This is a genomic window from Peribacillus sp. NPDC097675 (assembly GCF_050277655.1).
Lineage (GTDB): Bacteria > Bacillota > Bacilli > Bacillales > DSM-1321 > Peribacillus.
Genome location: NZ_JBNNSK010000006.1, coordinates 65,507 through 92,283, shown reverse-complemented (window position 1 = coordinate 92,283; position 26,777 = coordinate 65,507). Strand labels below are relative to the sequence as shown.

General features: G+C 37.8%; 17 protein-coding genes and 2 pseudogenes. 3 read left to right on the top strand and 16 right to left on the bottom strand.

What is annotated here, in order from left to right; translation table 11 throughout:
- Positions 1-3: 3 nt before the first annotated feature.
- From ACQKL5_RS10565 to ACQKL5_RS10540, 6 genes are all read right to left on the bottom strand, one after another.
- A complete protein-coding gene (locus ACQKL5_RS10565) occupies positions 4-612 on the bottom strand; it encodes a nucleotidyltransferase family protein (RefSeq protein ID WP_427608591.1) in 609 nt (202 codons plus the stop codon).
- Complete coding sequence (locus ACQKL5_RS10560; RefSeq protein WP_427608589.1) at positions 609-1,574, bottom strand: XdhC family protein; 966 nt, start codon at positions 1,572-1,574, stop codon at positions 609-611. The genes ACQKL5_RS10565 and ACQKL5_RS10560 overlap by 4 nt, the downstream gene beginning before the upstream one ends.
- A gap of 258 nt (positions 1,575-1,832) precedes the next feature.
- Positions 1,833-2,279 (bottom strand): HEAT repeat domain-containing protein, encoded by a 447-nt coding sequence (locus ACQKL5_RS10555; protein WP_427608587.1) that lies wholly within the window; start codon positions 2,277-2,279, stop codon positions 1,833-1,835.
- 458 nt (positions 2,280-2,737) lie between these two features.
- Positions 2,738-4,468 (bottom strand): glycine betaine ABC transporter substrate-binding protein, encoded by a 1,731-nt coding sequence (locus ACQKL5_RS10550; protein ID WP_427608585.1) that lies wholly within the window; start codon positions 4,466-4,468, stop codon positions 2,738-2,740.
- Positions 4,465-5,676 carry a quaternary amine ABC transporter ATP-binding protein gene (locus tag ACQKL5_RS10545; protein ID WP_427608583.1) on the bottom strand — a complete coding sequence of 404 codons (1,212 nt, stop codon included), beginning with the start codon at positions 5,674-5,676 and terminating at the stop codon, positions 4,465-4,467. Before ACQKL5_RS10545 ends, ACQKL5_RS10550 begins: the two co-directional genes overlap by 4 nt.
- Before the next feature lie 274 nt (positions 5,677-5,950).
- The gene (locus ACQKL5_RS10540) at positions 5,951-7,090 is read right to left on the bottom strand and encodes a glycerate kinase (RefSeq protein WP_427608581.1); all 1,140 of its coding nucleotides are present in this window, start codon (positions 7,088-7,090) and stop codon (positions 5,951-5,953) included.
- A gap of 123 nt (positions 7,091-7,213) precedes the next feature.
- On the opposite strand from ACQKL5_RS10540, the gene ACQKL5_RS10535 reads away from it, so the two are divergent.
- The gene (locus ACQKL5_RS10535) at positions 7,214-7,465 is read left to right on the top strand and encodes a hypothetical protein (protein WP_427608580.1); all 252 of its coding nucleotides are present in this window, start codon (positions 7,214-7,216) and stop codon (positions 7,463-7,465) included.
- Between the two features lie 550 nt (positions 7,466-8,015).
- Here ACQKL5_RS10535 and ACQKL5_RS10530 read toward each other — a convergent pair.
- Positions 8,016-8,609, bottom strand: coding sequence for a branched-chain amino acid aminotransferase (locus ACQKL5_RS10530; RefSeq protein ID WP_427608579.1), 594 nt, complete (start codon positions 8,607-8,609; stop codon positions 8,016-8,018).
- Between the two features lie 175 nt (positions 8,610-8,784).
- On the opposite strand from ACQKL5_RS10530, the gene ACQKL5_RS10525 reads away from it, so the two are divergent.
- Positions 8,785-9,903 carry an NAD(P)/FAD-dependent oxidoreductase gene (locus ACQKL5_RS10525; protein WP_427608578.1) on the top strand — a complete coding sequence of 373 codons (1,119 nt, stop codon included), beginning with the start codon at positions 8,785-8,787 and terminating at the stop codon, positions 9,901-9,903.
- 321 nt (positions 9,904-10,224) lie between these two features.
- Complete coding sequence (locus tag ACQKL5_RS10520; RefSeq protein ID WP_427608576.1) at positions 10,225-11,832, top strand: esterase/lipase family protein; 1,608 nt, start codon at positions 10,225-10,227, stop codon at positions 11,830-11,832.
- A 378-nt stretch (positions 11,833-12,210) separates the two neighbouring features.
- Here the strand turns inward: ACQKL5_RS10520 and ACQKL5_RS10515 are convergent, their stop codons facing one another.
- From ACQKL5_RS10515 to ACQKL5_RS10475, 9 genes and pseudogenes are all read right to left on the bottom strand, one after another.
- Positions 12,211-12,783 (bottom strand): tyrosine-type recombinase/integrase, encoded by a 573-nt coding sequence (locus tag ACQKL5_RS10515; protein ID WP_427608575.1) that lies wholly within the window; start codon positions 12,781-12,783, stop codon positions 12,211-12,213.
- Between the two features lie 827 nt (positions 12,784-13,610).
- The gene (gene uvsE, locus ACQKL5_RS10510; protein ID WP_427608573.1) at positions 13,611-14,582 is read right to left on the bottom strand and encodes a UV DNA damage repair endonuclease UvsE; all 972 of its coding nucleotides are present in this window, start codon (positions 14,580-14,582) and stop codon (positions 13,611-13,613) included.
- A 146-nt stretch (positions 14,583-14,728) separates the two neighbouring features.
- Complete coding sequence (locus tag ACQKL5_RS10505; RefSeq protein ID WP_427608571.1) at positions 14,729-15,235, bottom strand: PCYCGC motif-containing (lipo)protein; 507 nt, start codon at positions 15,233-15,235, stop codon at positions 14,729-14,731.
- A gap of 261 nt (positions 15,236-15,496) precedes the next feature.
- A pseudogene (locus ACQKL5_RS10500) lies at positions 15,497-16,063 on the bottom strand (DUF1641 domain-containing protein); the annotation flags it as partial.
- Positions 16,056-19,019 carry a formate dehydrogenase subunit alpha gene (gene fdhF, locus ACQKL5_RS10495; RefSeq protein WP_427608569.1) on the bottom strand — a complete coding sequence of 988 codons (2,964 nt, stop codon included), beginning with the start codon at positions 19,017-19,019 and terminating at the stop codon, positions 16,056-16,058. The pseudogene ACQKL5_RS10500 and the gene fdhF, both read right to left, overlap by 8 nt.
- A gap of 217 nt (positions 19,020-19,236) precedes the next feature.
- A pseudogene (gene pulA, locus ACQKL5_RS10490) lies at positions 19,237-21,186 on the bottom strand (type I pullulanase); the annotation flags it as partial.
- A gap of 405 nt (positions 21,187-21,591) precedes the next feature.
- Positions 21,592-23,721 carry an AAA family ATPase gene (locus ACQKL5_RS10485; RefSeq protein ID WP_427608568.1) on the bottom strand — a complete coding sequence of 710 codons (2,130 nt, stop codon included), beginning with the start codon at positions 23,719-23,721 and terminating at the stop codon, positions 21,592-21,594.
- 245 nt (positions 23,722-23,966) lie between these two features.
- Complete coding sequence (locus tag ACQKL5_RS10480; RefSeq protein WP_427608567.1) at positions 23,967-25,247, bottom strand: MFS transporter; 1,281 nt, start codon at positions 25,245-25,247, stop codon at positions 23,967-23,969.
- Positions 25,248-25,308: 61 nt separating this feature from the next.
- Positions 25,309-26,754: an aldehyde dehydrogenase family protein gene (locus ACQKL5_RS10475; protein ID WP_427608566.1), complete on the bottom strand. Its 1,446-nt coding sequence runs from the start codon at positions 26,752-26,754 to the stop codon at positions 25,309-25,311.
- Positions 26,755-26,777 lie beyond the last annotated feature (23 nt).

Genomic DNA, 26,777 nt, shown 5'->3' with positions numbered 1-26,777 from the left:
TCATTATCTTATTGATTCTACTTGTTTTTTCCAAAACACGTACTCTTCCATATAATCAATGTCAGTAAACAGTTGCTCGTCGTAAAAAGGTAAAAGTATTCCTTGCTCCATTTTTCCTTTTAAGACCTGCTTCGCACCTTGGTCTCCTTTTAGGAGTAGGATTTTGGGAAATAGATGGTTAGCTATAAGAACAGGTGGCTGTACAATGTCATGAAAAGTAGAGGCAACAAAGGAGGTAGTAGGATTCTTTTTATATATTTGAAGTAGTTCATTTATCATTTGTGTTGTAATGAATGGCTGATCAGCAAGCAAAACCACTACAGCATCAGAGTTTAAAGAGTATGCTTGTTTTAATCCAGTCTTGAGTGAGTGTGATTGCCCTTCCCTACATTCTGTAATTTCAATTGTGGTTACGTTCTTGGTGGATAATCCAGATAAATCCAATGCACTTCGGTCTTGAGCTACGATGATAATCTCATCCAGGTTAGAATCTATGGCCCTTTCCAAGCCCCATCTTCCCATTTCTTTATTTCCCAATTTCAACGTTAATTTATTCATCACCCCCATACGTTCACTATATCCTGCCGCCAAGTAAATTCCGGTAATTTTCATGAGGCTCTCTTTTTTCTTTTAAATTGAATTAATTCCGCTACAATACTGACTGCGATTTCGTATGGGCCTTCCGCTCCAATGGTTAACCCAATGGGAGCGTGGATATTCTTAGGGATATCCATTTCAAAAAGTCTAGCTGTCCGTGTTCTTGAACCTAAAATGCCTATATAAAATAATGGCTGGTGCTTGATCAGTGAAAGAATCTCCTTATCTCTCTGAAAGTTATGAGTCATGATAATGACATAATCTTCTTTCTTGAAGGTGAATTGGCTGATGATTTCATTTGGAAAACCAATGACATAGGTATCCGCTGCAGGTATGTTACGGTCATTACAAAGGGATTCTCTCCAATCACAAACCGTCACTAAAAAACCTGCTGAGGCAGCCAAGGTTACCAACGGAATTGCATCTAAGCCTGCCCCGAAAATAATCAATCGTGGTTTGGGAGTGAATGTTTGATTATAAACATAAGTAGCGTGTGGATTTTCAGAAAGTAGGATATCAGGTAATTGATCTGTATCTGAAGAAGGTGAAGCAAAATGAGATGATAATATTGACCAATCCTTAGTGAGTACTCTTTGATAATTGATTTCCATCCCCTGTTTAAGCGTATCCTTTATCAAGATGATGTTTTCCTTAAGGTTTTGGTCAACATACTCAAGTAAAATATATAAGATTCCCTTACAGCCTGTAGATACTCCCCAATCTAAGCCTTCATTATTTTCCAAGTTATAGACGATGGTTTCCGGTTCTTGACTTTCAAATACTCTTTTAGAATGGTGCACTATATCTGTTTCAACACAACCTGCACTAATTATACCCGTGTAAGTCCCATCCTTTTTTATGAGCATCGAGGTACCTTCGCGTAAGTAAGCCGAACCGTTTACGTGAATAATTGTAGCTAGAACACATTCCATCGAAGTATCATGTGCTTCTTCCAGAATTTTAAAAATTTGATTCATTTTCTTTATCCCCCGGTCATGTTTGAGTACAAATATGGTATTACTATCATTATGTTGAGTTATAAAGAAAATGAGTCTCGGGGCAACATTACTATAACTAACTTTTACGATTCAAAGAACATAATAGCTCTTTTCAATAATTTCTGACTATTTTATACGGAAACGGAAGTGAGTACTCGTTCATAACATAACAGTTAAGCATAAGAAAAAGGAGCAAAATAATTGCTCCTTTTTCTTATGCTATGAAACTAAATCCTATTACTTTTTCGATAAGCCTTCCCAAGTAGATTGAAGCCACTTATCAAAATCTGCTCCCTTTTCACCTTCGTAGGCATCATATATATCGATTCTCATCTTTTTAAACTTCTCTTTGAACTCGCTATAGGTATGGCCTTCAGGCAAACTTTTCTTAATTCTTACCAAGACTTTTGTTACGCCTTTAAACAATTCACCTTTTTTCTTAGGAGGTAACTGAACATCTTCGCCTAACCCTTTTAATTGACGGTAAGCCGCTTCTTGTATTTTATATACAGCATCATTTTTCATAATATGTGTAAGCATGTCAATTACCTGTTGGTTTTTCAACTGCCCTAACTCTTCGATAGCATCTAGACGCTCTCTCCAGTTCGAGGTGCGATGGGCTGATTTCTTTAATTCCTCATAATTTGCCGGTAACTCGATTGCTTTTGCTTCTTTGTTATTCAAACGTATCAATTCTCCTTCTGTCTGTATGTAAGATTCGGGTCAAGAATAAATCACCCCGATATTACATGTGTTCCTAAGAATATATTCTTATCTATCTAGTATACCCTTTTTCTTATGGTAATATAGAAAAACTTTGTAGTATTCTTAAAGATAACCCCAATTATACAAACATCATACCCACTTATAGCATGACAAGACTGCATATTTAAACCCTTTTAAAATTGCTTCTGTTATATTGAAGGTTTAAAACATATTTATATTATATAAAATATAACCATTTTGTTAAGGGACCTAACATTCTTATCTTTTGTATTTAGTATCTGTTTTCTCCCATTGGTGATTATATTGCTGCCTTGTTTTATGAGATACATGTTTCCCTGGGCCACGTTGTAGCATTCTTCTCCCTTAATTCTTGACCTAAGGGAGAAAGGGACTCTCAAATTGAGAATCCCTTTCCATTACTTATTTAAGTCCTCAATGGAATCGATATCCATATATGTTGGTACCACTAACCCAAGTTTGGTTCCTCTTAGGTTTGGCCCAAGATCTACAATATCGTCTTTATATTCTTCATAGTATTCAGCTGAAGTGGTTGGTAGCCAAGCGGCAACCATCGCATCAGCACTTCCATTTGCAATTCCTGCAAACATAGGTCCAATTTCTACTTGTTTTAGGGTAACGTCGTATCCTTGCTGTTCCAAGACTTTTCCGATTACATTGGTACTGGCGATTTCGGATTCCCATGCAACATAGACAAGACTGATACTTTCTCCATTCCCTTTTTTCGCCCCGTCTGTCCACTTTGTAACTTTATCAGGATGTGCTGCTATCCATTTTTCCGCGGCTTCTTTGGGATCCATACCTGTTGCCGTATCCGCCATCACTTCTTCCATGTCACTCGATTCCCAGAAGAATTGGTCCAGTATAGTATAGGCTCCCTTGGCATCCTTTTCGAGGCCTTTCCTTGTAATCGTATGAATGTCCTCATCCTTCCCAAAGGAGTTTTTTGGATCTTTGAGGTATTTCAAGTCGAATGATTGGAACATCCAGTGAGGTGTCCAGCCTGTAATAATGATTGGTTCTTTTTTGTTATACGCTTTTTTCAATTCTGCAGTCATGGCTGCTGAAGAACCTTCGACGAGAGTCCAGTCATCGAGTTTGTAATCTTCCATTGCCTTGTTGGTAGATTTCATGATTCCTGCACCGGGGTCTATCCCAATAATTTCATAATCGGTCAGGCTACCAACACTATTTGGATTTTGCTCGGATGTATCCTGTCCTTGAAAAGCGGCAAAAATACAGGCGGCGAGAAATAAAATACCGAAAAAGGAGAAGGCAATTTTTTTGTTCAATACTTGCTTATATGCCGGATTACGCAAATTCTGTGTAATTCGATCCAAGATGATGGCGATGATAACGATTGAAAGGCCGGCCTCAAATCCTTGTCCTACTTTGATTTGGGCTACAGCACGATAGACTTCCGCACCTAGTCCTGGAGCTCCCACCAAGGAAGCTATAACCACCATGGATAAAGCTAACATGATACTTTGATTAATTCCGGCAAAAATGGTTGGTGCCGCTAAAGGCAATTGAACCTTGAATAGTTTTTGATTGCTTGTTGAACCGAATGCATCAGAAGCTTCAATTAAATCCTTAGGTACTTCTTGTATGCCAAGATTAGTTAATCGAATTGTTGGTGCAACAGCAAATATTATTGAAGCAAAAATCCCTGGGACCACACCAATTCCAAAAAACAAAATTGCTGGAATTAAATACACAAAAGCTGGCATTGTCTGCATAAAATCCAAAGTTGGAATGATGATTTTTCTCGCAGAAGAGCTTTGTGCAGCCCAAATCCCTATCGGAATGCCAATCGCTATCGTTAAGAGTGCCGATGAAAGAACGAGGGCCAAAGTTTGAACACTAGCTTCCCAATAGCCAAGGTTATCGATTAATAGTAAGGCTATTACTGTAAATAAGCCTAATTTCCATTTACTTGTATATGCGACCAAAAGCGTCAAAAATATGATTAAAATCACTGGGGGCCCAATACTTAAAGCATCAACGAGGATGTTTAATATACCCTCAATTAAACGTGTTAGAAAGGAAAATAATCCAGCGAATGTGACTGTTATCCAATCAACTAATTTATCGACCCAAGTACCTAAAGGAATTCTGGCGATATTCATGTATTCACTTCCATCTCGTTCAAGGAATCTTTATTACCGGCCAAAGCACCAATTACGGCTCCTCGGATTATGATTCCTTTCAATCTCTTCTCATCATCTACAACAGATATCGGGATTGACGATGTAGACATAACATCCAGGATCTCTATAAGTAACTGATCTTCCTTAGCCAAAGGGATATCTATTGTCATGGCCTCTGATATGGATTGATGATTGTCTATTGCCTTACGGGCCTGCTCAGCTGTTAAAACACCCAACAATTTCAGTCTTCGATCCACAACAAAGATACTTGAATACCCTTGTTTACGCATGATTTCCAAGGCAACCCTTGGACCACGGTCCATACTGATTTTCTCTGCTCTTTTCATAACGTGAGAGGCTGTTAATACTTTGGAAAGGTCCACATCTTCGACAAACTTCTCCACGTATTCATTCGCAGGGTTCATCATAATTTGTTCAGGCGTCCCGAGTTGAATCACACTCCCATCCTTCATTAGGGCGATTCTATCCCCGATTCGTAAAGCTTCATCCAAATCATGTGTAATGAAAATGATGGTTTTCTTAAATTGGTCTTGGATCTCGAGCAATTCATCCTGCATATCTTTTCGAATGAGAGGATCAAGTGCACTGAAAGCTTCATCCATTAAAATGATATCCGTATGGCTAGCAAGTGCCCGGGCTAAGCCAACACGTTGCTGCATACCCCCGCTTAGTTGGGAGGGAAGTTGATTTTCATACCCCTTCAATCCAACAATCTCAAGGGATTGCATCGCCCTTTTTTTCCGTTCTTCCACAGCAATCTTTTGGATTTCAAGACCAAACTCCGTGTTTTCCAAGATTGTTTTATGAGGGAATAAAGCGAAATTTTGAAACACCATACTTATCTTTTTTCTCCTAACATCCCTTAATCGAGAAGCATTCATTTTAAGGATATCTTCGTTATTGATTAGGATTTCCCCTCTTGTAGGAGCAATTAAACGGTTGAACATACGAATTAAGGTTGATTTTCCGCTTCCTGATAGGCCCATTATCACGAATATTTCGCCGGGATAGATTTCAAAGTTCACTTTATTCACTCCGACTGTCTGACCTGTTTCTTTTAAAATATCCCTCTTTGATTTGCCTTTTTCCAATAATTCGAGCGCAGTTTTTGGAGACTTCCCGAAAATTTTTGATACATTCCTTACTGTCACAATTGGTTCTTCCATCAACTCACCTCTTTTTTTCATATAGGACTATGTGAATGCAAAAATGAAGCCATACGAGTTATGTATAGAATGTGCTTTTGTGTCGAATGCATACGTATAATAACTAAGTATTGAACCCTTTCGTCTAGAATCATTAATATAGTCAAGAAATTGTAAGGAATATCCTCATTTAAACATAAAAAAACACAGCAAGTATACTGTGTTCAATAAATTCGCGATGTTTAAAAGCCTTGATACAAACTTTTAAGTAATGATAAATGACTTATACTAACAACTACTGTTCTAGAGAAGCCATATAGGTGCGCATGACTTGCTCAGCTAGATTCTCTAATAACTCAGCTCCACGTTCTAAAGCTTCTTGTATCGACATGGGAGTGTTTACAATACTGTGCACACTCGTAATACCATGTTTATACAAAACTTCAAATCCTGTTCCGATTGAACCAGCTAGAGCAAATACAGGAATTCTCTTCTTCTTGGCTTCCTCTGCCACTCCCATCGGTGTTTTCCCGGATGCCGTTTGGTAATCGATTTGTCCCTCTCCAGTAAAAACACATTGTGCCCCGGATAATTTTTCTGTAAGATTCGTAAATTTATTGACGATATCGACGCCTCTTTTCGTTTGAGAAGGGAAAAAAGCTTGAAAGGCTCCTCCAATGCCTCCTGCTGCACCAGCCCCAGCTTTACTATGTAAACGCATACCCGTCTTGATCTCCACCAAATCGGCCCAGATTGATAAAGCTTCCTCCAGAGTTTCAACCATAACGGGTGTTGCCCCTTTTTGTGGACTGAATACTTTAGATGCACCATCTGCACCAATCAACGGATTTTGAACATCAGTCGCAATTAAAAATTCACATTCCGCTATTCTAGAATCAAAATCTTGCATATCAATCTCTACAATCCTTGATAGTTCAGCTCCTCCAAATCCTACATTTATCCCTTCATTATCTAACATATTTATTCCTAACGCCTGGAGCATGCCAACACCCGCATCATTAGTCGCGCTCCCACCAAGGGCTAAAATGAATTTTCGATAACCATCATTCAGTGCTTTTTGAATAAGCTCTCCCATCCCATATGTCGTCGTAATTAATGGATTTAGATTACCGGGCTCAACTAGACATAAACCAGATGCACAGGCCATTTCAATCACACATGTTTCTTCATCCCCTAAAATCCCATATGCAGCTTGCACCCTGTCAAGTAGAGGCCCCCTGACTGTAACTTCAACTTTTCGACCATTCGTTGCTGTTATTAGACTCTCCATTGTCCCCTCACCACCGTCTGCCATTGGAACTAATAGTGTCTCTGCTGCAGGCATTACCCTTTTGATACCACGCTCGATCGCCTGCGCAACCTCAAAGGCGGTCAAACATCCTTTAAAGGAATCTGGTGCAATAACGACTTTCATACCTCAGCTCTCCTTTAGATAAAGTTTATTTAAGGTTAATTATAATCTTTATAGTTAGAATATTCATCATACTCATATTTTTATTAGGTATAAAAAGTTTGGTATTGGAAGGAGAAGTTATATTTGCTGAATGAAATGGGAGTGACTCAAGTGACCATTCCCTTACTGTTTAGGTTGGATCACGTTCATTATTTTTTAGCTGAAAGCGCGGATGTGTGGACAATTATCGATGCTGGATTAAATAACCAAACATCTCGTGATACATGGAAGCCCATCATTGAAAAATACGAAATCAGCGATATCTTCCTCACTCATGATATGCCGGAGGGTTTCCTCGCAAATAATTATGAATCATGTGGTATGCAAGAGGATTAGCTTTATCGACTGCTGAAGGGATGACGCTTATATTCGGCAAACACGAATATAAAGTGATTTTACACGAGGACATTCAGATGGTCTAATCACGTTGTACAATAAAAAAAATAGCGTTCTTTTCTCTACTGATCATATTTTCCCTAATATATTTTATTGGTTTTAAGGAATCATCAATCTATTGGAGTCATTTTTTACTTCTTTAAAGAAAATTCATGGGTTGAATGAAGATTATGTTAGTTCTTCAAATTCGAAAACCTTTCAGGAATACCAATAAAAGAATTACAGAATCACCATCAAGAATGGTTACATGTAACTTACGAAAGTATAAGAGCCAACTACAATACAGGCTGCCTGTAATATCCTGTTTAAAACCTGTCTATTCACGAATCCGGTTTGATTGGAGAAACACTGGCCCATCTACAGTACCTTTACTTCAAGGAACCAAGCCAAAAATATAAAAGAGATGGTATATGGTACTATCAATCGATTTAATAATTGGTTCATTTTAAAAAGGCCCCCATCAATATTTGATGAAGTCCTTTCGCGTATTTTACTGTCCTTCTTCGATGGTTTCATTGAGATTAAAGAGAAAATGGTAAATCAGGTTAAACGCTTGATTCAACGACATTTCTTCCTTAAATCCTTTTACACCATTTAAGGCAAAATTGACGTCCCAAAGCCCATCACCTTGGTTAAACATCATGCTGAACGTGCCGATATCCCCTTGTACTTCGTTATTAAAATATGCCTTAAGAGCATCTCCCATTTTTTTCTGGAATCTCAACCCGAACATAGCATTATATGTCCCGAATACATCATCTACTTCTAAAGAAAGTGCTTCAACTCCGATTATTTCGAACCAAGACGATTCAAAGTACAGAAATTCATTTTTATTTGTTTTCAGGTATTCAATCGGTTGCGATAGGAATGCAGCCGATTCTTCCTTAATTAACTCTTCGGTTTCTTTATTACTAAGCTCGATATAAGCATCAGTAAAGCGGATAGTATTGTCTTTGTCTACTATAATAATATCATCAGTTAGCAACTGATGTTTTTTGGCATATTCCTTTTCTTCTGTATGTAATTCAATCGTATTACCGCTTAAAGTCTTTGATATGTATGTTTCCATTTGCTTTTTTAACATGGTTATTCGTCCTCCTAGTATCTTTACAAACCTATTCCTCTTCATCATAGCATATCTTACAGAGATAAAATAACTGTGTGAATAATCAAATACCATTCGAGTGTGGCAATCGGTGAGTCTCTTCGATATAGTAATATAAGAACCTTTATACATATGAAAGAAATGGGATGTTTATATGCAAAAAATTATTATAATAGGCGCAGGGATTTTAGGCGCATCTACTGCCTACCAGCTCATAAAAAAAGGTGCTGAAGTAGTCATAATAGATCGTCAGGATAAGGGACAAGCCACAGCTGCTGCGGCAGGCATCGTCTGTCCATGGATATCACAAAGGCGTAACAAAGCATGGTATCACCTTGCTAAAAATGGGGCCCGCTTTTATCCAAGTTTAATTAAACAACTTGAAAATGATGGGGAAACAAAGACGGGTTACGCTAAAGTCGGGGCAATCAGCTTACATACAGATGAAGAAAAACTGATTGGAATGCAAAAAAGAGCGACAAAACGTAAAGAAGAGGCTCCGGAAATTGGTGATATTACTTTGCTCAGTGTGGAAGAAACAAGTGCTCTCTTTCCTCCACTTTCAGGTGAGTCTGCAGCAGTCCATATAAGCGGTGCCGCACGAGTGGATGGTCGCGCTCTTCGCGATAGCTTATTACGTGCGGCGCAAAAAAATGGCGCCAGACTGATTAGTGGAGACGCTTCACTTAATTACAGCGGAAACACTGTAACTGGTGTAACGGTTGATGGTAATCGTATACTGGCAGATAAAGTAATTGTCTGTGCTGGTGCCTGGGCGTCTCAATTACTTGAACCACTAGGAATCAACTTTCAAGTTAGCTTTCAAAAAGCCCAGATTATCCATCTGGAGTTACCAAATAACAACACGAATAACTGGCCTGTTGTCATGCCGCCAACCGATCAATACATATTGGCTTTCGACTCAAATAAAATTGTCGCAGGAGCCACTCATGAAAATATGGAAGTGTTCGATTGCCGAATGACGGCTGGAGGTATGCAGGAGGTTTTCGATAAAGCTTTAAAAACCGCACCTGGTTTGGTAAACAGTACGTTTACTGAAGCAAGAGTCGGCTTCAGACCTTTTACTCCTGGTTTTCTTCCTGTTATTGGCCCTCTTCCTGAATGGGAAGGCATCATTGTCGCTAACGGGCTTGGTGCTTCAGGGTTAACGATGGGACCGTATATTGGCTCTCAACTAGCAAAACTGGCGCTTGATGAAGAATTAGACATTGATTTAGAAAACTATGACGTAAATGGAGCTATAGAACTTTAAAAGTTCATGGCTCTTTTTGAAAACTATAAAAAAATGACAGAAAGCCATGGGGTATATTCCTAGGGCTATTTGTCATTCACATTCGTTAGTAATCCATAATTATGTTATGTAAACTATTGTTCACTATATATATATATCTTGCCCCATCACCTAAATTTTTCTCCAGTAACTTTCTCCTGTTTTCTCCGTATTTCAAACTTTACAGCTAGCCTTTTACGCTCATTTTATTATTAATTAAAGGATTTACATGGTTCTTGCGTGAATTAACATTTAAGAGTAAAGAGTTGGTTTGAAAAAGATAAATCACTGGGAGGAATACTTATGAAAAGAATGTTGTATCAAATGATTATTGTCATTTTACTATTTTCATCATTTTTATTCATGAATTCACCAACTAAAACGTCAGCTGTAGAAATCCAGCCCTATGGAAAACTAAAACCTCCAAGTGAAAGCTTTACACCTGGTGATTGGTTTTTAGGTAGCACCCCCCCTAATTATAATTCGACTAGACCCCCTATCGTTTTTGTTCAGGGTAAAAATGGTTCTTCAACAAGCTGGTATGGTGAAACGGAATATCACGGAATTAATGATATGTATACCAAAGCATATGAAGCTGGTTATCAAACGGTTTTTGTTCAACTTTATGATGCTGCAGGAAATGGGTCTTCCAGTCAATATAAAAATGGAAGACTATTAGCTACCAAGCTTGCTCAGATCAGTGCACACTTTGGTGGAAAAAAAGTGAATATTATCGCTCATAGTAAAGGGGGACCAGATACACAAGCTGCTCTAGTCACTTATGGGGCACATCCATATGTGGGTCGAGTTATAACGCTTGCCTCTCCTCATCACGGTTCCAACTTGGCTGATTTGGCTAACAGCTGGTATGCTGGATGGCTTGCTTCTTTTCTCGGAGCGAATGATGAAGGAACGGCCTCGTTACAAATTGGAGAAATGGCTGAATTTCGTTCTGTCATAGACAATCATGCAAATTCAAGAAAGAATAAATATTACACACTAACCGGAACCAATCAGGGACCGGCGTTATCCGCATTATCGATTGGAGGACTGTATCTCTCTTCTTATGGTAGTAATGATGGGCTTGTCAATGACTGGAGTTCAAAATTACCATATGGCACCCACCTCTTTACTGATTCCAAATATGATCATGACAATATCCGTACAGGCTCCGCCGTTTTTTCGAGAATTGAACCCTATTTACGCAGTTCCTCTACTGCAGGCGTTGCTAGTTTAAGTGAACAGCCTGCTGAAGAAGAAGAAAATATTTCGACTACACACAATCAAATTATCCACGGTGGTTCTTTAGAAACAAATAAGTGGATTGAACAGTCTTTCTCTTTGAATGAAGCAACTGCAGACGGTGAAGTAACCATCTATACAGCAACCGCAGATGTTGAAACAGAAATGATTTCTCCTTCAGGAATTGTTTACTCTCAATCCCACGTTTCACAAGCTTCTAAAGGGGAAACATCTTTTTTAGGAGGTGCATATGTTCATACATTAAAACAATCGAATATGGAAGCTGGCAACTGGGTAATTCGAATGAAGACAAACGCTAAGAAAGATGCTTATTTACTTACCGCAAAAATTGATGACAAAGAACCACTTATTCTTGAAATGCCAGGGAAAGTAAAACAGAAAGATGCACAGTTTGTACTCAAATCAACTGCGAAAAGCAGCCTTGTAACTGACCTATTAACGTTTGATATACACCTTACAAACGAGCACGGTGCTGATATTAAAAATACAGGGTCTATTAGTAAATTTAATTCAGACACCTATTTTGGAGATCTTCCAGACGTTCCGGAATCCGGTATTTATAACCTAACCATTGATGTTAAGGGGAAAAACACAACTGGTCATGCTGTTAACCGTACCATTGTTCGTTCTATTTATATTGAAAAGTAACTAAAAGGTTGACTAGACGGTCGTATTATTGACATTTTCAGAGGGTGTTAACCTTCTAATGTTTTACTTGTTACTTTTATTTTAACTATAGCGGGCTAGAATTAAACAAGTCAGACAAAAAAGTCGATTCCTGTAAGCATGGAATCGACTTTTTTGGTTGAAATTTTCTATATATATAAAAGATGGTATCAATATTAGAGCTAAAACACAAGATACCAACTGATAAAGCGATTTCATCAGGCTAGAAAAACAAATAGTCATTAAGTTCCATATTTTACAAACCACTTAGAGTGTTACGTTTTTTTTATTTTATTTTATTTTATTTAGTTTACATAATATTATTATGAATTATAAAAAGACCATTTCTGGTCTCTTTGATTAAAAATAAAAATCCATCAATGTTTCGTCCATCAAATCTTGTGTGAGCCCTATGTATATCATAGTATCTTTCGGGTTTGAGTGATTAAGGATTTGTTGGAGCAAAGCGATATCCTTGAACTTCTGATAATGAAGATAACCAAAAGTTTTCCGGAGTGTGTGGGTGCCTACATCTGGTATATCTGCCATTTCTGCTGCTTTATTTAAAACGCGGTACGCTTGCACCCTAGTTATGGGACCATTTCCTTTTCTACTTGGAAATAAATAATCTTCATTTTTCAATTTCATTTTTTTTACATACTTACGTACATCTTTCCGAAGTTGTGGGTTTACTATGAACCGTTTAATTTTTTCCGTTTTTTGTTCAACTATCACAATATGTGTTCCTTCTAATATATCTTTTACACGTAACTTCAAGAGATCACCAATTCGCAATCCGATGTTTATCCCGATTGTAAACATCATGAAATCACGGTAGCTGCAATATTTTAATAGAGACTTTTTCATCTTTTCTATGTGATCCAGTCGGCGTATTGGCTGGACATTTTTTATTTTTTGTGAGGTCCCTTGCATCTGTCATTTCTCCCCCTTTCCCTCCTTTTATTGTACGTGAAGGCATCAAAAAAAGCCACGTTTTTTGATTTTTAGATACCCTATAAACGTTGATTTAAAGGGATTTCGAATGTATCAAAACAGGTCCTTTGTTACATTCGGAATATTACGGTAATTATAGTCAAAAAAACAGCAAATTATTATAAATCTTCTTAAATGATTTTTAACGTGCAATATAGAGTTTATAACTGAATTGATACCTATGATACTAATATCTTAAAACGATATCCTTAAAATCAAATTATGGAGGTCGTTTTTTTATGTGTATCAACTTTTCTTATGTGAATTGATGAAGTTTATACTATCTTGTCCTGGGTATCTCTACCAATTAAGATTGATAATCTTGATATGTTATAGTGATTTTATTGATCGAATGTTCCATGCATGAACTAACATACATACTATTGAATTTTATAAGTCCATTTTAATATTTTAAAAATAAATAACCTGAATTCAACTAAATTAATTCAAAATATCCTTCCTATAATATAAGACCCTTTTAAATAGTTTTAAAGACACCATAGAGATATTTTATTGCTTTGGATACCTATCACTCTACTCTTTTAAAATAAGGGCTTTAAAATAGAAATAAAGAGCTCGTTTTTTTAGTGAATTAATTTATTTTTCTTGTATTATTAATATGAAGTAAATTTTACCAATTCCATCCATAACTTAATCAACCTGCAGCTCTTTTAATAATTTACTATAACTATATTATGTAAACTAATAGATATTAACTGCACTTGGTATTTTTACTACAAATCCCCAAGTGCAAAATGATTTGAAAATTAGTGAATATAAAAACTACCTCCATCTATGATTTCAATTTCCGGAAAATCTTTTAGTTGTTCTATTAACTGGAATAGCGCCCCGTCCTTTTGCTTTGCTTCAATCATACAATCAAGTTGTGGTAGACTACCTTTGATTTGCCGTAAAAAATCCATGAACATATTTACATCCACATAATCAGCATGAGCCCGAAATTCATTTTCGTTTCTCGGACTTGATATATGCATTTTGGGTGGTAATTTAGAATGATGCCATGTATTGAGAATCCGACTCCAATTATCAATCCAGTTTTCGTCCTTAGAATGATGTGCCAAATAGTGGTGATAATCAAATACAAGTGGTACCCCCAGTTTTTCACATAGGTAGAGAGTCTCCGATAGAGTGAAAGTTGTATCATCATTTTCAAGGATGATCATCCTTTGAAGAGATTCTGGTATTATACCCCAATTATGAATGAATTGTTCTAAAGCCTGTTCATTTTCCCCATATCCACCGCCTACATGGAGAACACATCGATGCTCAGGATCCAGGCCGATTTTTTTCAATATCAAATAATGCATTTTCAGGGTTTTTAATGACGTTTTTAGTATATCGATATTGCTGCTATTTAGAATGATGAAATGATCGGGATGAAAATCGATCCGGATCTCTGGGTGGGATATAAGGAATTCTTTTATCTTATTTAGTTGATCCGCTATCGGTTCAAGGTAGTCCCATTGTGGGATTTCTGGATGATTGACGAGAGGTATTAATTTAGAAGAAAGGCGAAAGAACTTGATATCATATGCGGTATTATGAATGAGAAGACGCCAGCAGTTTTGGAGATTGGAAGCTGATATCCTTTCAAGCTTTCGTATTGCCGCTTCCTTATCCTTTATCTTGGAAAACTGTGAATAAGTCATTGTTTGAGAAGGAGAACAATTTGGCACATGAGTGCTCATTGCTACATAACCAAGACGGATTAAAGTCAAAACAAAAACTCCCTTGTATTTCATTTAATGAAAGTATTCCCATTCCAATTTTTATTATTACTTGTTTGTTTTATTTAATGATTAATAATAGGATGAACACAAAAAAAGATGCTAAGTAACAAGCATCTTTTTTAGCTTTAAATTAATTATACTTCAGGAGTCGGTGTTGGTTTCGCATATCCTTTTTTATATGCTTTGTCTACTTTGGTCCGAATTTCCTTAATTGTCATTCCATCATTTAAATCTAAAATGGATTGGGCGGCTATTTCTAAGCATACTCCACATTTCGTTCCATGATCATCCCACACTACTGCTCCATTTTCTTTATTTTCGTGGATAAAACAATCATAATTGTTTTTATGATTAGCTTCTTCCCCACAACCACAATAACACGGTATTTTTTCTAATAGCTCTTGGTTTTGGGCAACTGCAAGATAGATGGTTTTCATATCTTCAGGTTTTTCAGCAAGAAATTCAGGTGCTGTAGCTTTGTCACTAGTCTCTTCCTGAATATCTCCAGAAACTTCATGTGCATGTTCTGTATGACTTTCATGACTAGTTTCTTTTTCTTCTACATGTTTCTCTTCAGTACAGGCTGTAAGTAGTAAGGATGAACAAATGCCTAGAGTTAAAGCTGTATATTTCAGATTCATTTCTACACTCCTTGAATATATTGGTTACTCTTATTTTATGTTTAAAAATGATAAACTACAAGCGGAACCTAGGAAGTGAAATCATAAAAAAGGGATCTTCAGAAAAAGATCCCTTTTTTAGTGCTATTGATCCGTGTTTTTTTGATTTTTTCTCTTTGAAATGAGCGGAATCGTTATGAGGGAAGCTCCTGCTGCAATCCAGAACCAGTTTTTGCTTGTTCTCGATTTTCTTCCGCTTTTACTGGGCATAGTTGAGCCGAAATCTTTCTTTGATGTCGGTCTTTGAATATTCGCCTGTTCATTTTCTTTATGATATTGCTGATTCTCAGGTAATTGAGTAGTTCGTTCCAATTCTTTTGTGTCTTCTCCCATTCCTTTTAAGAAGGTCATTAAAAAAGTCATCGCTTGTTTAATCTCTTTAACGTTTAACGAACGTACTATGGAAAGGTAGCTAGGTTTATCATCCGACTTTTCAATTTCAGCGACTCTAGCTATCCCTGAATTCACTTTCAGGATGAGTGGTTCTAATTGTTTAACATTCAGAGTCCCTAATGTTCCAAGCATGAGAAGTAAATTCTTTAATGTATTGGCCGTTTCAGGAGTATCAGCTGTTTTAACCAGGATATTAAGGACTTTATCTCCTTCCTTTAACAGGCTGTTAACCATGGCAAGTATCCCACGGTCCTGCATCCCCTTCATAACTTCAAACGTTTCTTTGATAACTTCTTTATTTTCAAGAAGCGTTTTTTCGATATCTTCGAACTCAATTTTTCGTACATCTTCCTCGCTGAGTTCTATGCGATTGATCACTTTTGTCGCTTTAGCCACGGTTCCTCGCCTCCTTTTTTATTTTTAAGAGGTCACCAGGGAAAATATAGTCTTCACGAGCCCATTTTTTCTGAACTTGTACTCCCATTTGTGGTTGAGGATTTCCATTACGATGATTGATGCTAGGTAATGGATTTTCTCCTTTGGCTTTCAACACTTCCATTTTTGCCTGCACTTCTTTATAAGCTGGGGTATCTGTGTCTTTATCAGCATAGCTGCTGGTCAAATAGTTGATTGCCCCTTCTCCTGTATCGTTCATTGGCAGGTACACCTCTTTGCCTTTTACCCGATCGGTAATGAGACACTGAACTTTTACATTTCCATACGGTGATGAAAGTCGAACTAGCGTACCGTCTTCAAGGCCTCTTTCTTCTGCCAATTCAGGTGACACCTCAAGAAATACCCTTGGTGTTTTAGATGTGATGCCTTTCGATTTATAGGTAAGGTTTCCTTCATGGAAATGCTCTAATAATCGGCCATTATTTACATGGATATCATATTCCTCTCCAAAATCAACCGGTTCCGACCATTCAACAGGGAACAATCTAGCTTTACCATCAGAGAATGGGAAGTCTTCTGTGAATAGAAGTGGTGTATCTTGACCATCGGCTGCAACAGGCCATTGAAGGCTATTATACCCTTCTAATCGATCATAGCTGACCCCTGCATAAATTGGTGATAAGCGAGCAGCCTCGTCCATGATTTCACCTGGGTGAGCATAGTTCCATCCAGCACCTAATCTATTCGCTACTTCCATAATGATTTGCCAATCAGGTTTAGATTCACCAAGTGGTTCAAAAACTTGATACAACCTTTGAATACGACGCTCTGTATTGGTGAACGTTCCTTCTTTTTCAAAACTTGGACTTGCTGGAAGGACCACATCCGCAAACTCTGCAGTTCTTGATAAAAAGATATCTTGCACTACGAAAAAGTCCAGCTTTTCAAAGGCATCATGAACATAGTTGATATTGGAGTCAACCAATCCCATATCTTCACCTTTTAAATACATGGCTTTCAATGTGCCTTCATGAATGCCTTCGACCATTTCATGATTGTTAAGACCAGGTAAAGCAGGTATAGATGTGCCCCATATTTTTTCATATTTGTCTCTTACCTTTTTATCAGTTACGTATTCATAACCAGGAAGTTTATCTGGGGTACTACCAAAGTCACTAGCTCCTTGAACATTATTATGACCACGTAAAGGATAGGTACCTGTTCCTGGTTTTCCATAGTTCCCTGTAATTAGCATAAGATTGGAAATGGCAGTACTTGTATCACTTCCACCTATATGTTGTGTAACGCCCATCGCCCAAAGAGAAACCGCAGTGTTTGCTTCGTGAAGCGCTTCTGCAATTGCAATAAGATCTTGTTTACTTACTCCAGTAGCCTTTTCTGCGTAGTCCATTGTATAAGGCTCAAGACTTCTAATATATTCATCCATGCCATTGACACGATCCCGGATGAATTTTTTGTCTGCCCAGCCTTTATCAATGATATATTTAGACACAGCTGATAACCAGACGATATCTGAGCCTGGTGCTGGTTGAATGAATAAGTCGGAGCGCTCCGCCATTTCATGTTTTCTGATATCGGCAACAATTAATTTTTGCTTTCCAAGTTTATGTGAACGTTTGACCCTAGTGGATAGAACAGGATGAGATTCGGAAGTATTCGACCCAATAATCAAAACCAGTTCAGATTTTTCTATATCTTTAATTCCACCAGTGTCTCCACCATATCCAACAGTCCTGAAAAGACCAACAGTTGCTGGATTTTGACAGTATCTTGAACAGTTATCGATGTTATTGGTACCGATGACGCTTCTTGCCAATTTTTGCATCAAGTAGGATTCTTCATTTGTACACTTAGAAGAAGAAATAAAAGCTAAAGAATCCGGTCCATTTTCTTTTTTGATTTCAGTAAACTTTTTGCTAATAAGATTTAAGGCTTCTTCCCATTCGGCTTCACGGAAAGCATCTCCTTCTCTGATAAGAGGTTTAGTTAGCCTTTCTTCACTATTCACGAAATCCCAACCGAATTTACCTTTTACACAAGTGGAAATACCATTTGCAGGTGCTTCTGCATGTGGTTCCACTTTTAGGATTTTTCGATCTTTTGTCCACACATCGAAACTACATCCTACGCCACAATATGTACATACGGTCTTAGTCTTTTTGATTCTTGCGTCACGCATGGCAGATTCCATATCAGAAATTGCAAGAATAGAGCCATATCCAGTTTCAACGTTTTTCGTGATTTCAATCATAGGTCGCAGCGTTTGTTTAGCAATGCCTGTTAAAAATCCCGCTTCCCCTTCCATTCCTTTTTCCATCATCGCGTTGCAAGGGCAAACGGTTGCACAATGACCGCATGATACACATGAAGATTCATTAATAGGAACATTATTATCCCAAATGACACGAGGTCTTTTCGCTTCCCAATCAATTGTCAAGGTTTCCGTAACCTGTACATCTTGGCACGCTTCTACACAACGACCACAGAGTATGCATTGATCAGGGTCATAGCGGTAAAAAGGGTTCGATGAATCCACTTCATATGGTTTTTGATCAAATGGTACACTTTGGTGATTAACTTTCATTTCTTTTACGGTATTGTGTACTTCACAATTACCGTTGTTATAATCACAAACCGTACAGTATAATTCATGGTTATACAGTATCTTATCCATAGCCATTACCTGCGCTTCTTTCACATCAGGAGCCAGGGTATCAATCACATCTCCATCTTTGATTTGCGTTGAGCAGGATCTTACAAGTTCTCCATTTACACTAACCAGGCATGTATCACAAGTTTCAATTGGTCCTAAACTAGGGTGATAACAAACACTTGGAACCTCTATGGAACTTTCATTAAGCAACTGTAATACTGTTTGGTTGCCATCGAGAACTGTCTCGGCTCCATTAATTTTGATATGTACTTTTTCTTGCAAAATAAACTCCTCCTAATACATTCATAAATCTATTCTACCCTGCTTAAAAATCGTTTAAACTTGTTAAAATTAAGGAATAATGTCTTTCCATAGGTTGCTATTTTAAAGGGCCACGTTCTAGAATATCAAGCTAGCATAAGAATGAAGAAAATATTGTTTTCCATAATAAAAAGGAAGAACTTATTGAAGGTTCTTCCTTTTCGGCTCCTATTCCAATTCAATTTATTTCACTTTTTAACACAAATGTACTTAATGGTGATACGTTCACATGGCTACCATCTATCTGAAGGATCGTTTCAACTCCCGCCTTCTGCCCATTAACTAAAAGAGACCACATTTTAGGCTGAGGCAAAGTAATATCGATAGGATTCCAGTTCGCATTATGAATGACTACAATGAGCGAAGATTCTGTCATTAAAGAATAGACAATTACATTTGCGGGTGCTTCTAGAAAAGTTAAGTGTTGCTCAATTTCCTCAGCTGAACTAAGCCTGAATGCAGGATATTTTTTTCGTAAGTTAATTAAACCTTTTACATATTCTACTTCACGGTCGAAATCTGCTCTACGTTTCCAATCCAGACGATTAACCCAATCAGAGGATTGATAGCTGTTTTCGTCTCCATCTTTTGTTCGCATGAATTCTTGACCGGCATGTAACATCGGAATACCCTGTGACAGTAAGACTATGGCAGTTGCCAACATATGCATCTTTTTCCGGTCTTCATCGGAAGCTTCAGGATTGGTGATTAAAAGCTTATCCCATAATGTATAATTATCATGGGCCTCCACATAATTAATGACCTGGGAAGGGGTCTGATACGTAGCTATATGATCAGCATATTTCAATCCTCCGGCAATCCCCTTTTTGATAATATCTTCCATACCGTGTTTGCCATTAATAAAACCCTTATCCTGCTTTTCCATAACAAAGCCCTTCAAGCCATCCCGAATGGCATCATTAAAATGAGCAACCCTTGGCATCTTACTCGCATTCTTTTGATTTGCCTTCCGAGAAGCCTCTAGTGGGGTATTCATATCCCACCCTTCCCCTAATAGAATGATAGTCGGGTCTATTTCATGTATAGCTTTTTCTACATCATTCATCGTCTCCACATCATGAACGCCCATGAGATCGAATCGAAAACCATCGATATGATACTCATTAGCCCAATATACCACGGAATCTACAATGAATTTACGCATCATTTTGTGTTCAGAAGCTGTATCATTTCCGACACCCGTTCCGTTAGAGAGTGTTCCGTCTTCGTTATAACGGAAATAGTAATTTGGTACGAGCTTATTGAAATTCGAGTCATCCACAGTATAAACATGGTTAAAAACCACATCCATGATGACACGTAAACCTTGGTCATGCAAGGATTGAATCATCTGCTTTAACTCTCGTATTCTTAACTTAGGATCATAAGGGTCAGTCGAATAGGAGCCTTCCGGTGCATTATAATTCTTAGGGTCGTAGCCCCAATTATATTGTGGCTCACTTAATCTTGTTTCATTTACTGTAGCAAAATCAAAAATGGGGATGAATTGTACATGTGTTACACCTAAATCCTTAATATGATTGCTTCCTGTTTTCATACCATAAGGGCTTTTTGCAGCTGTTTCAGTCACCCCTAAATATTTTCCTTTATATTGAATTCCACTATCGGGATGAATGGATAAATCGCGGATATGGAGTTCATATATTATGGTATCCTCAGGTTTGGCTAACGGTGGTTTTTCGGCAGTCCATTTTTGCGGATGGGTATCTTCTAAATTAATGACGACGCCTTTATCTCCATTGACTGTGACAGCACGGACATATGGATCCACGGCTTCATTCCATACATCGTCAACTTTCACTTTGTATGTATAAATCAAGCCATCCTGATTGCCGGAAATTTCAGCTCTCCACGTCCCCTTCTCCGATTTCTGCATCCCGATTTCTATTCCTTGTGAATCGTCCCAGCTTTTATACGTAACTAGCTTGGCTTCAGTTGAAGTAGGGGCCCAAAGGCAAAATGCTGTTTTATCTGGATGAAAGATATTCCCTAAATCTAATCCGTCATAATAATAGAGTTTATCCAATTCATGCGGGCTTATCGCCTCAATTTTTGCAACAGGTAAGGAGTCAAGCATATTTTCTATTTCTTTTTCTTTTGGTGTTTGGTTGGTATTTTCCTCTTCAAAATAAGAAAGTGAATCTTCAATAAGCCACTCCTCCAATGAAATTCCCGTTATGCATTAGGAATTCGTTTTTATATACTATTTTGACTTCTAATGAATGTTCCCAACCTATAGTCCTTTCCTTTTAATTCCACAAGTCTAATGTTCTCAAACACATAAGGCATTTACCTATGTTATTTATAATTAGTCTCATTTTAAGAATTAAGTCCTTATTAACATAAATGATTTCTGAAATCTTCCTTATTCTTCAAAATTTAAAGAAAAAACTTACAAACTTGAAGGCGTCTATACCGTATAATAATTACTTCTAACTTGCATTTATTAATGAAATGTATGAAAAATGCCTCCATCACAGTCATACTGTATTGGAGGCATTTGCAGTACCAATCATAGTGAATGGATTATTTTCAATTGATCATCTTCTATAACAGCCTTAAAATTCTTCACTTCCGGCTGTTCAAAAATATAGTCGGTAATACCATCTTCCAGCTGTTCTTGGATTACACGTCGGAGAGGTCTAGCACCGAATTTTGGGTGATAACCCAATTCAATCAGTTTTTGTTTCGCTTCATCAGTAACAACTAATGATAAATCTTGGGCAGTTAGAGTCACTTCAAGCTCATCAATCATGATATCGACAATCTGCAATAAATCCTCTTTTTTCAATGCCGAGAATTCAATAATACTGTCAAAACGATTTAAAAATTCTGGTTTAAAGAAGCTACCCAGCGCTTGCAGGATTGAAGCTTCTTCTACCGCTGTACTCGTACCGAATCCCATAACCTTTTGTTTTTCCCCAACTCCTGCATTGCTTGTCATGATAATGACAGTATCTTTAAATGTAACAGTTCTTCCTTGACTATCAGTCAAACGACCATCCTCTAGAATTTGCAAGAACATATGCATTACATCAGGATGGGCTTTTTCAATTTCATCCAATAAAATAATGCTGTATGGTTTACGACGCACTTTCTCGGTTAATTGGCCTGCTTCCTCATGACCTACATAACCTGGAGGAGAACCAATCAATTTAGAAACACTGTGTTTCTCCATGAATTCGCTCATATCTAAGCGAATCATCGCTTCCTTATCTCCAAATAGCTCTTCTGCTAGAGTTTTAGCCAATTCTGTTTTACCCACACCAGTTGGTCCAACAAAAAGGAAGGATCCTGTAGGACGGTTTTTAGATTTCAAACCTGCACGACTTCTTCTGACAGCTTTTGCAACCTTTTTAACCGCTTCTTCTTGACCGATAACTTTTTTCATTAAATCCTTTTGTAGATGGATCATCTTGTTCTGTTCATCTTCCTGCAATTTCCCAACAGGAATTCCTGTTTTTTGTTCAATAATTCTTTGAATATCTTCTTTAGTGACAAGTGGTTTATTGGAATTGACTCCATCATGCAAGGATTTTTCAAGCTTTTCTTCTTCATCTCGCAGCTCAGCAGCCGTTTCGTAAGCTTCTTCTTTTAGAGCTTTTTCTTTTTCTTTGTAGATTTGTTCAAGACGCTGTTTAACTTCATGTTCCAGACCGTCTTCAATCGTCAAGTTTTGTCTGGAGCCCGCTTCGTCCATTAAATCGATTGCTTTGTCTGGAAGGAATCGATCTTGAATGTAACGATGCGAAAGTTCTACGGCTGCTTTCAGCGCTTCCTCACTGTATGTTACTCCGTGAAATGATTCGTAGCTCTCTTTCAAACCTTGTAAAATAACTATAGCTTCTTCCGTTGTCGGCTCATCCACCTGAACAGGTTGGAATCGACGTTCAAGAGCGCCATCTTTTTCAATTTTCCGATATTCAGAAAGGGTAGTTGCTCCGACCAGCTGAAGTTCACCGCGAGATAAGGCTGGTTTTAAAATGTTCCCTGCGTCCATTGAGCCTTCAGCTGAACCAGCTCCAACAATTTGATGGATTTCATCAATGAATAGAATGATATTTTTTCTATCTTGTAGCTCACTAATCAATTGTTTTACCCTTTCCTCAAATTGACCACGGATTCCTGTATTTGTAACTAGCGATGCCATATCAAGGGAATAGACCAATTTATTCCGTAACTTTTTAGGAACTTTTCCTTCTACAATCGCTAAAGCCAATCCCTCAGCAATGGCTGTTTTACCGACACCGGGCTCACCAATTAAAACAGGATTATTTTTATTACGTCTGTTCAGCACTTCAATGACTCTTTTTATCTCTTCATTCCTTCCGATGACCGGATCAATGAGCCCTGCTTTTGCAGCATCAGTCAGATTGTGCCCATACTCTTCAAGCAGTCCTCCGTCCTTGTTTTCTTGAGCCGGTTTTTGTTGGGGAATGTTGCTATTATTAAATGGATTGAATGAATTTGAAAATCCATCGAATTGGAATTTCCCTGTATCCATGCCTTCCATGGCTGCACCAAGTTTATTTCGCTCTTCCTTATAACAAGTGGAGCACAGTTTAATATTATGCTGTTGCCCATTCATATGGAGATGAACCTGAATATTCGCTTGGTTTTCATGACACTTTTCACATAACATATAAGTACTCCTCCTTTAAATTATATCAACTCACAGTTTGATTTTGACTAACTTTGACCTTGTAAATAGTATTATAACTTGACCTTCTTTGACTTTCAAGGATTTTGCTTGCAGCTTCTTTATGTAATTTTACGCATATTAATATCAAGTCCCATTAATTGATTCAACCAAATCATCAAGCGAAAATAGCCCCACTTTTTAATGAAATGGGGCTTCAATTACTTATTATGAAAAAACATCATCTATCATTTTATATCGGAAATTGGCTGTAATTCAGCTTGGATTTTTTGGGGGCGGATTCCTGCCCAAACAAGTGTACCGCATACGATAAGTACTAGTGCCATAACAAAGAATGCGTTATGAAAGCCCGATGAAATGCTAGAGCCACTTTCTACAAGTGAGCCTGTAATATATGGAGCACAAATTCCACCAAGAGAAGCAAATGCTATAAAAATCCCTTGAGCTTTTCCTTGATGTTGAGGTAGCATAATATCTACAAGCATTGCAGGCCCTATGACTAAAATAACCGATCCTAATGTTAAACCTAGTGTTAATAACGCGACAGCCATAACTGTGGAATTACTCATGGCTCCCATTGAGTAACATAAGCCCCCACCTATAACGATGGGGCCCATTACATAGACCCTAGATTGAACCATGCTTCCAGTTTTTCGATATAATCGATCAGAAAAGATAGAGAATGAGAGTTGAGATATTGTTATCATAATGCCAGGAAGTGTGACTGCCAAAGATAAACCTGCATCTCCTACTCCTAAAACTTTGACAAAATAATTTGGCAACCAAACCATTCCTACTGCCATTGACCAATAGGCAGCAAAACCAGCCAACATGATAATGAGATAGTTTTTGGAAAATAAGTAAGGAAGAAAACTATCTGTTGAATCTGTAGAAGAAACAATGGATGCTTCATTCTCAACTTTATTTTCCGGTCTATCTTTTCCAAGTAAAACCCAAAAAACTAACCAAATCATCGTCGTGATTCCAGCTGCTAAGAACGCCGATCGCCATCCAAATTGAACAATGATAAAGACACAAATGGGTGCTGAAATCGCTAAACCTACTGGTGCACCGATTGAGACTAATGAGAGACCTGTTCCCGTTTTCTCTTTTGGAAGCCACTTAGAAGCGGCTGTCATTGCAATAGGGTATGCCGGACCTTCAGCTGCACCTAAAATAATTCGTGTAGCTAATAATACAGGTAGACTATAGACAAATAAGGTAGAAAACTGAACAGCTGCCCAAAGCAATGCCATGATTGTAATAACACGCTTTGTCCCAATCTTGTCTGCTACAGTCCCACCCAGTATGGCTGAAATGGCAAATAACCAATAAAAAGAGCTACCAATGAGACCCCATTCAGAAGGACTTAATCCTAATTCATCCATTATTGGTACTGAAGCATAACCTAGCATTGCTTTTTCAACATTACTTATACCCGTAAGGAAAAATAGAAGCAAGATAATAATCCATGCTCTTTTGGAAATTTTTGAGTTTGGTTTTACCATTCATACACCCCTTTGGTTTGACTAATGCCTTCCACTTCTGGCCAAACTCACTCTCCGGTATTTATATCGTCTTGTGATATGTAATACCATGAAAATTCACAAATTCATTTAGCCCTGATTCTCCTCTTTCCCATCCTATCCCACTTTTTTTTACGCCACCAAATGGAACAATGTTCATACCTAATGATGAATCAATACTGCCATTAATTCCGGTCATCCCTGCATCCATTTGTCTCGCCAAAGTTAAACCTCTTTCAAAGTCGGAGGTCCAAATAGTTGAGCCTAAACCATACTCCGTACTATTGGCCATATTAATAACTTCTGCTTCCTTTCTATAAGAAACTAAAGGGACAACCGGACCAAACTGTTCACACATTACAATTTCTTGGTCGTTCTTTACATTCATTATTACGGTCGGGTGTATATAATATCCATTTTCCCAATTATCCGGTTCGAGTTTTTTACCAAGTTCCACTACTGTAGAGTTTTCCCTAGCTCTTTCAATGAGCCCTTTAACAAATGTATATTGATGTTTATTATTCACGGGACCAAACGTGGTTTCTTCATTTAATCCATGGCCAATTTTATATTGATTTACATGTTCCTTAAAAATCATGCATGCTTCGTCATATAGCGTTTCAGGAATATAAATTCTTTTTGTCGCTACACAAACCTGCCCTGAACGTCTAAAAGCTAACTCTGCAATTTCTGGTATAACTTTTTCGAGGTTCACATCTTCTAAAAGAATGGCAGGGTCATTCCCCCCTAATTCAAAGTGAACTGGCTTTAACGATTCCGCAGCAGATTTCATAATACTCATAGCGGTTCTTTCTCCGCCTGTTAAAGTGATTTTTCTTACTAACGAATGTGTAGTCAGCGCCTCTCCAACATTTGCATCTCCATGTATGACATTAATAACACCTGGTGGAAATATACTGGAGATTTCTTTGAGCGCTAGCGTAACGGCCATTGATGCATTGGGTGAAGGTTTAATTACAACTGTATTCCCTGTGACTAAAATTGGAGCAAGTTTACTCATGACGATAGCCATAGGTACATTCCAAGGTGTTAAAGCCACTATTACACCTAGCGGGGATTTCTCGACACTAATCCACGTATGCTCATTTTCCACTCTTTTCGGCTCTAAAAATCTTCCTGCCAACTCTACTGTTCCACGTATTGCCATAGCTGATGCAAAAACTTCCCCTACACATGCAGAATGAAGCATGCCAGTTTCCCTTGTCAGCAAAGGGGCATATTTTTCAACTTGCTGTTGCAATAAATCCGCTCCATCCAACAACATTTGACTTCTCTTCTCCAACTTCATATCACGCCAATGTAGAAAAGCTTGATGGGCAGCACGGACAGCCTGATCTACATGTTTAGGAGTGCCCTGTGCCACAGAACCAACAACATCTGTTAAATGACCTGGATCTAAAACCTCAGTATAAATATCTGTTTTTACATCATCATTATTAATCCATAAATCTATTTGTTTGACACTCATTGACCAACACCACTCTTCCATAT

Excerpts from the sequence above, each read along its gene's own strand:
- ACQKL5_RS10520 (WP_427608576.1), top strand. The coding sequence starts at position 10,225 with ATGAAAAGAATGTTGTATCAAATGATTATTGTCATTTTACTATTTTCA.
- ACQKL5_RS10545 (WP_427608583.1), bottom strand. The coding sequence starts at position 5,676 with ATGGAAGAACCAATTGTGACAGTAAGGAATGTATCAAAAATTTTCGGG.
- ACQKL5_RS10530 (WP_427608579.1), bottom strand. The coding sequence starts at position 8,609 with ATGTTAAAAAAGCAAATGGAAACATACATATCAAAGACTTTAAGCGGT.
- ACQKL5_RS10475 (WP_427608566.1), bottom strand. The coding sequence starts at position 26,754 with ATGAGTGTCAAACAAATAGATTTATGGATTAATAATGATGATGTAAAA.
- ACQKL5_RS10560 (WP_427608589.1), bottom strand. The coding sequence starts at position 1,574 with ATGAATCAAATTTTTAAAATTCTGGAAGAAGCACATGATACTTCGATG.
- ACQKL5_RS10515 (WP_427608575.1), bottom strand. The coding sequence starts at position 12,783 with ATGCAAGGGACCTCACAAAAAATAAAAAATGTCCAGCCAATACGCCGA.
- ACQKL5_RS10485 (WP_427608568.1), bottom strand. The coding sequence starts at position 23,721 with ATGTTATGTGAAAAGTGTCATGAAAACCAAGCGAATATTCAGGTTCAT.
- ACQKL5_RS10550 (WP_427608585.1), bottom strand. The coding sequence starts at position 4,468 with ATGAATATCGCCAGAATTCCTTTAGGTACTTGGGTCGATAAATTAGTT.
- ACQKL5_RS10540 (WP_427608581.1), bottom strand. The coding sequence starts at position 7,090 with ATGAAAGTCGTTATTGCACCAGATTCCTTTAAAGGATGTTTGACCGCC.
- ACQKL5_RS10505 (WP_427608571.1), bottom strand. The coding sequence starts at position 15,235 with ATGAATCTGAAATATACAGCTTTAACTCTAGGCATTTGTTCATCCTTA.
- ACQKL5_RS10480 (WP_427608567.1), bottom strand. The coding sequence starts at position 25,247 with ATGGTAAAACCAAACTCAAAAATTTCCAAAAGAGCATGGATTATTATC.
- ACQKL5_RS10565 (WP_427608591.1), bottom strand. The coding sequence starts at position 612 with ATGAAAATTACCGGAATTTACTTGGCGGCAGGATATAGTGAACGTATG.
- ACQKL5_RS10525 (WP_427608578.1), top strand. The coding sequence starts at position 8,785 with ATGCAAAAAATTATTATAATAGGCGCAGGGATTTTAGGCGCATCTACT.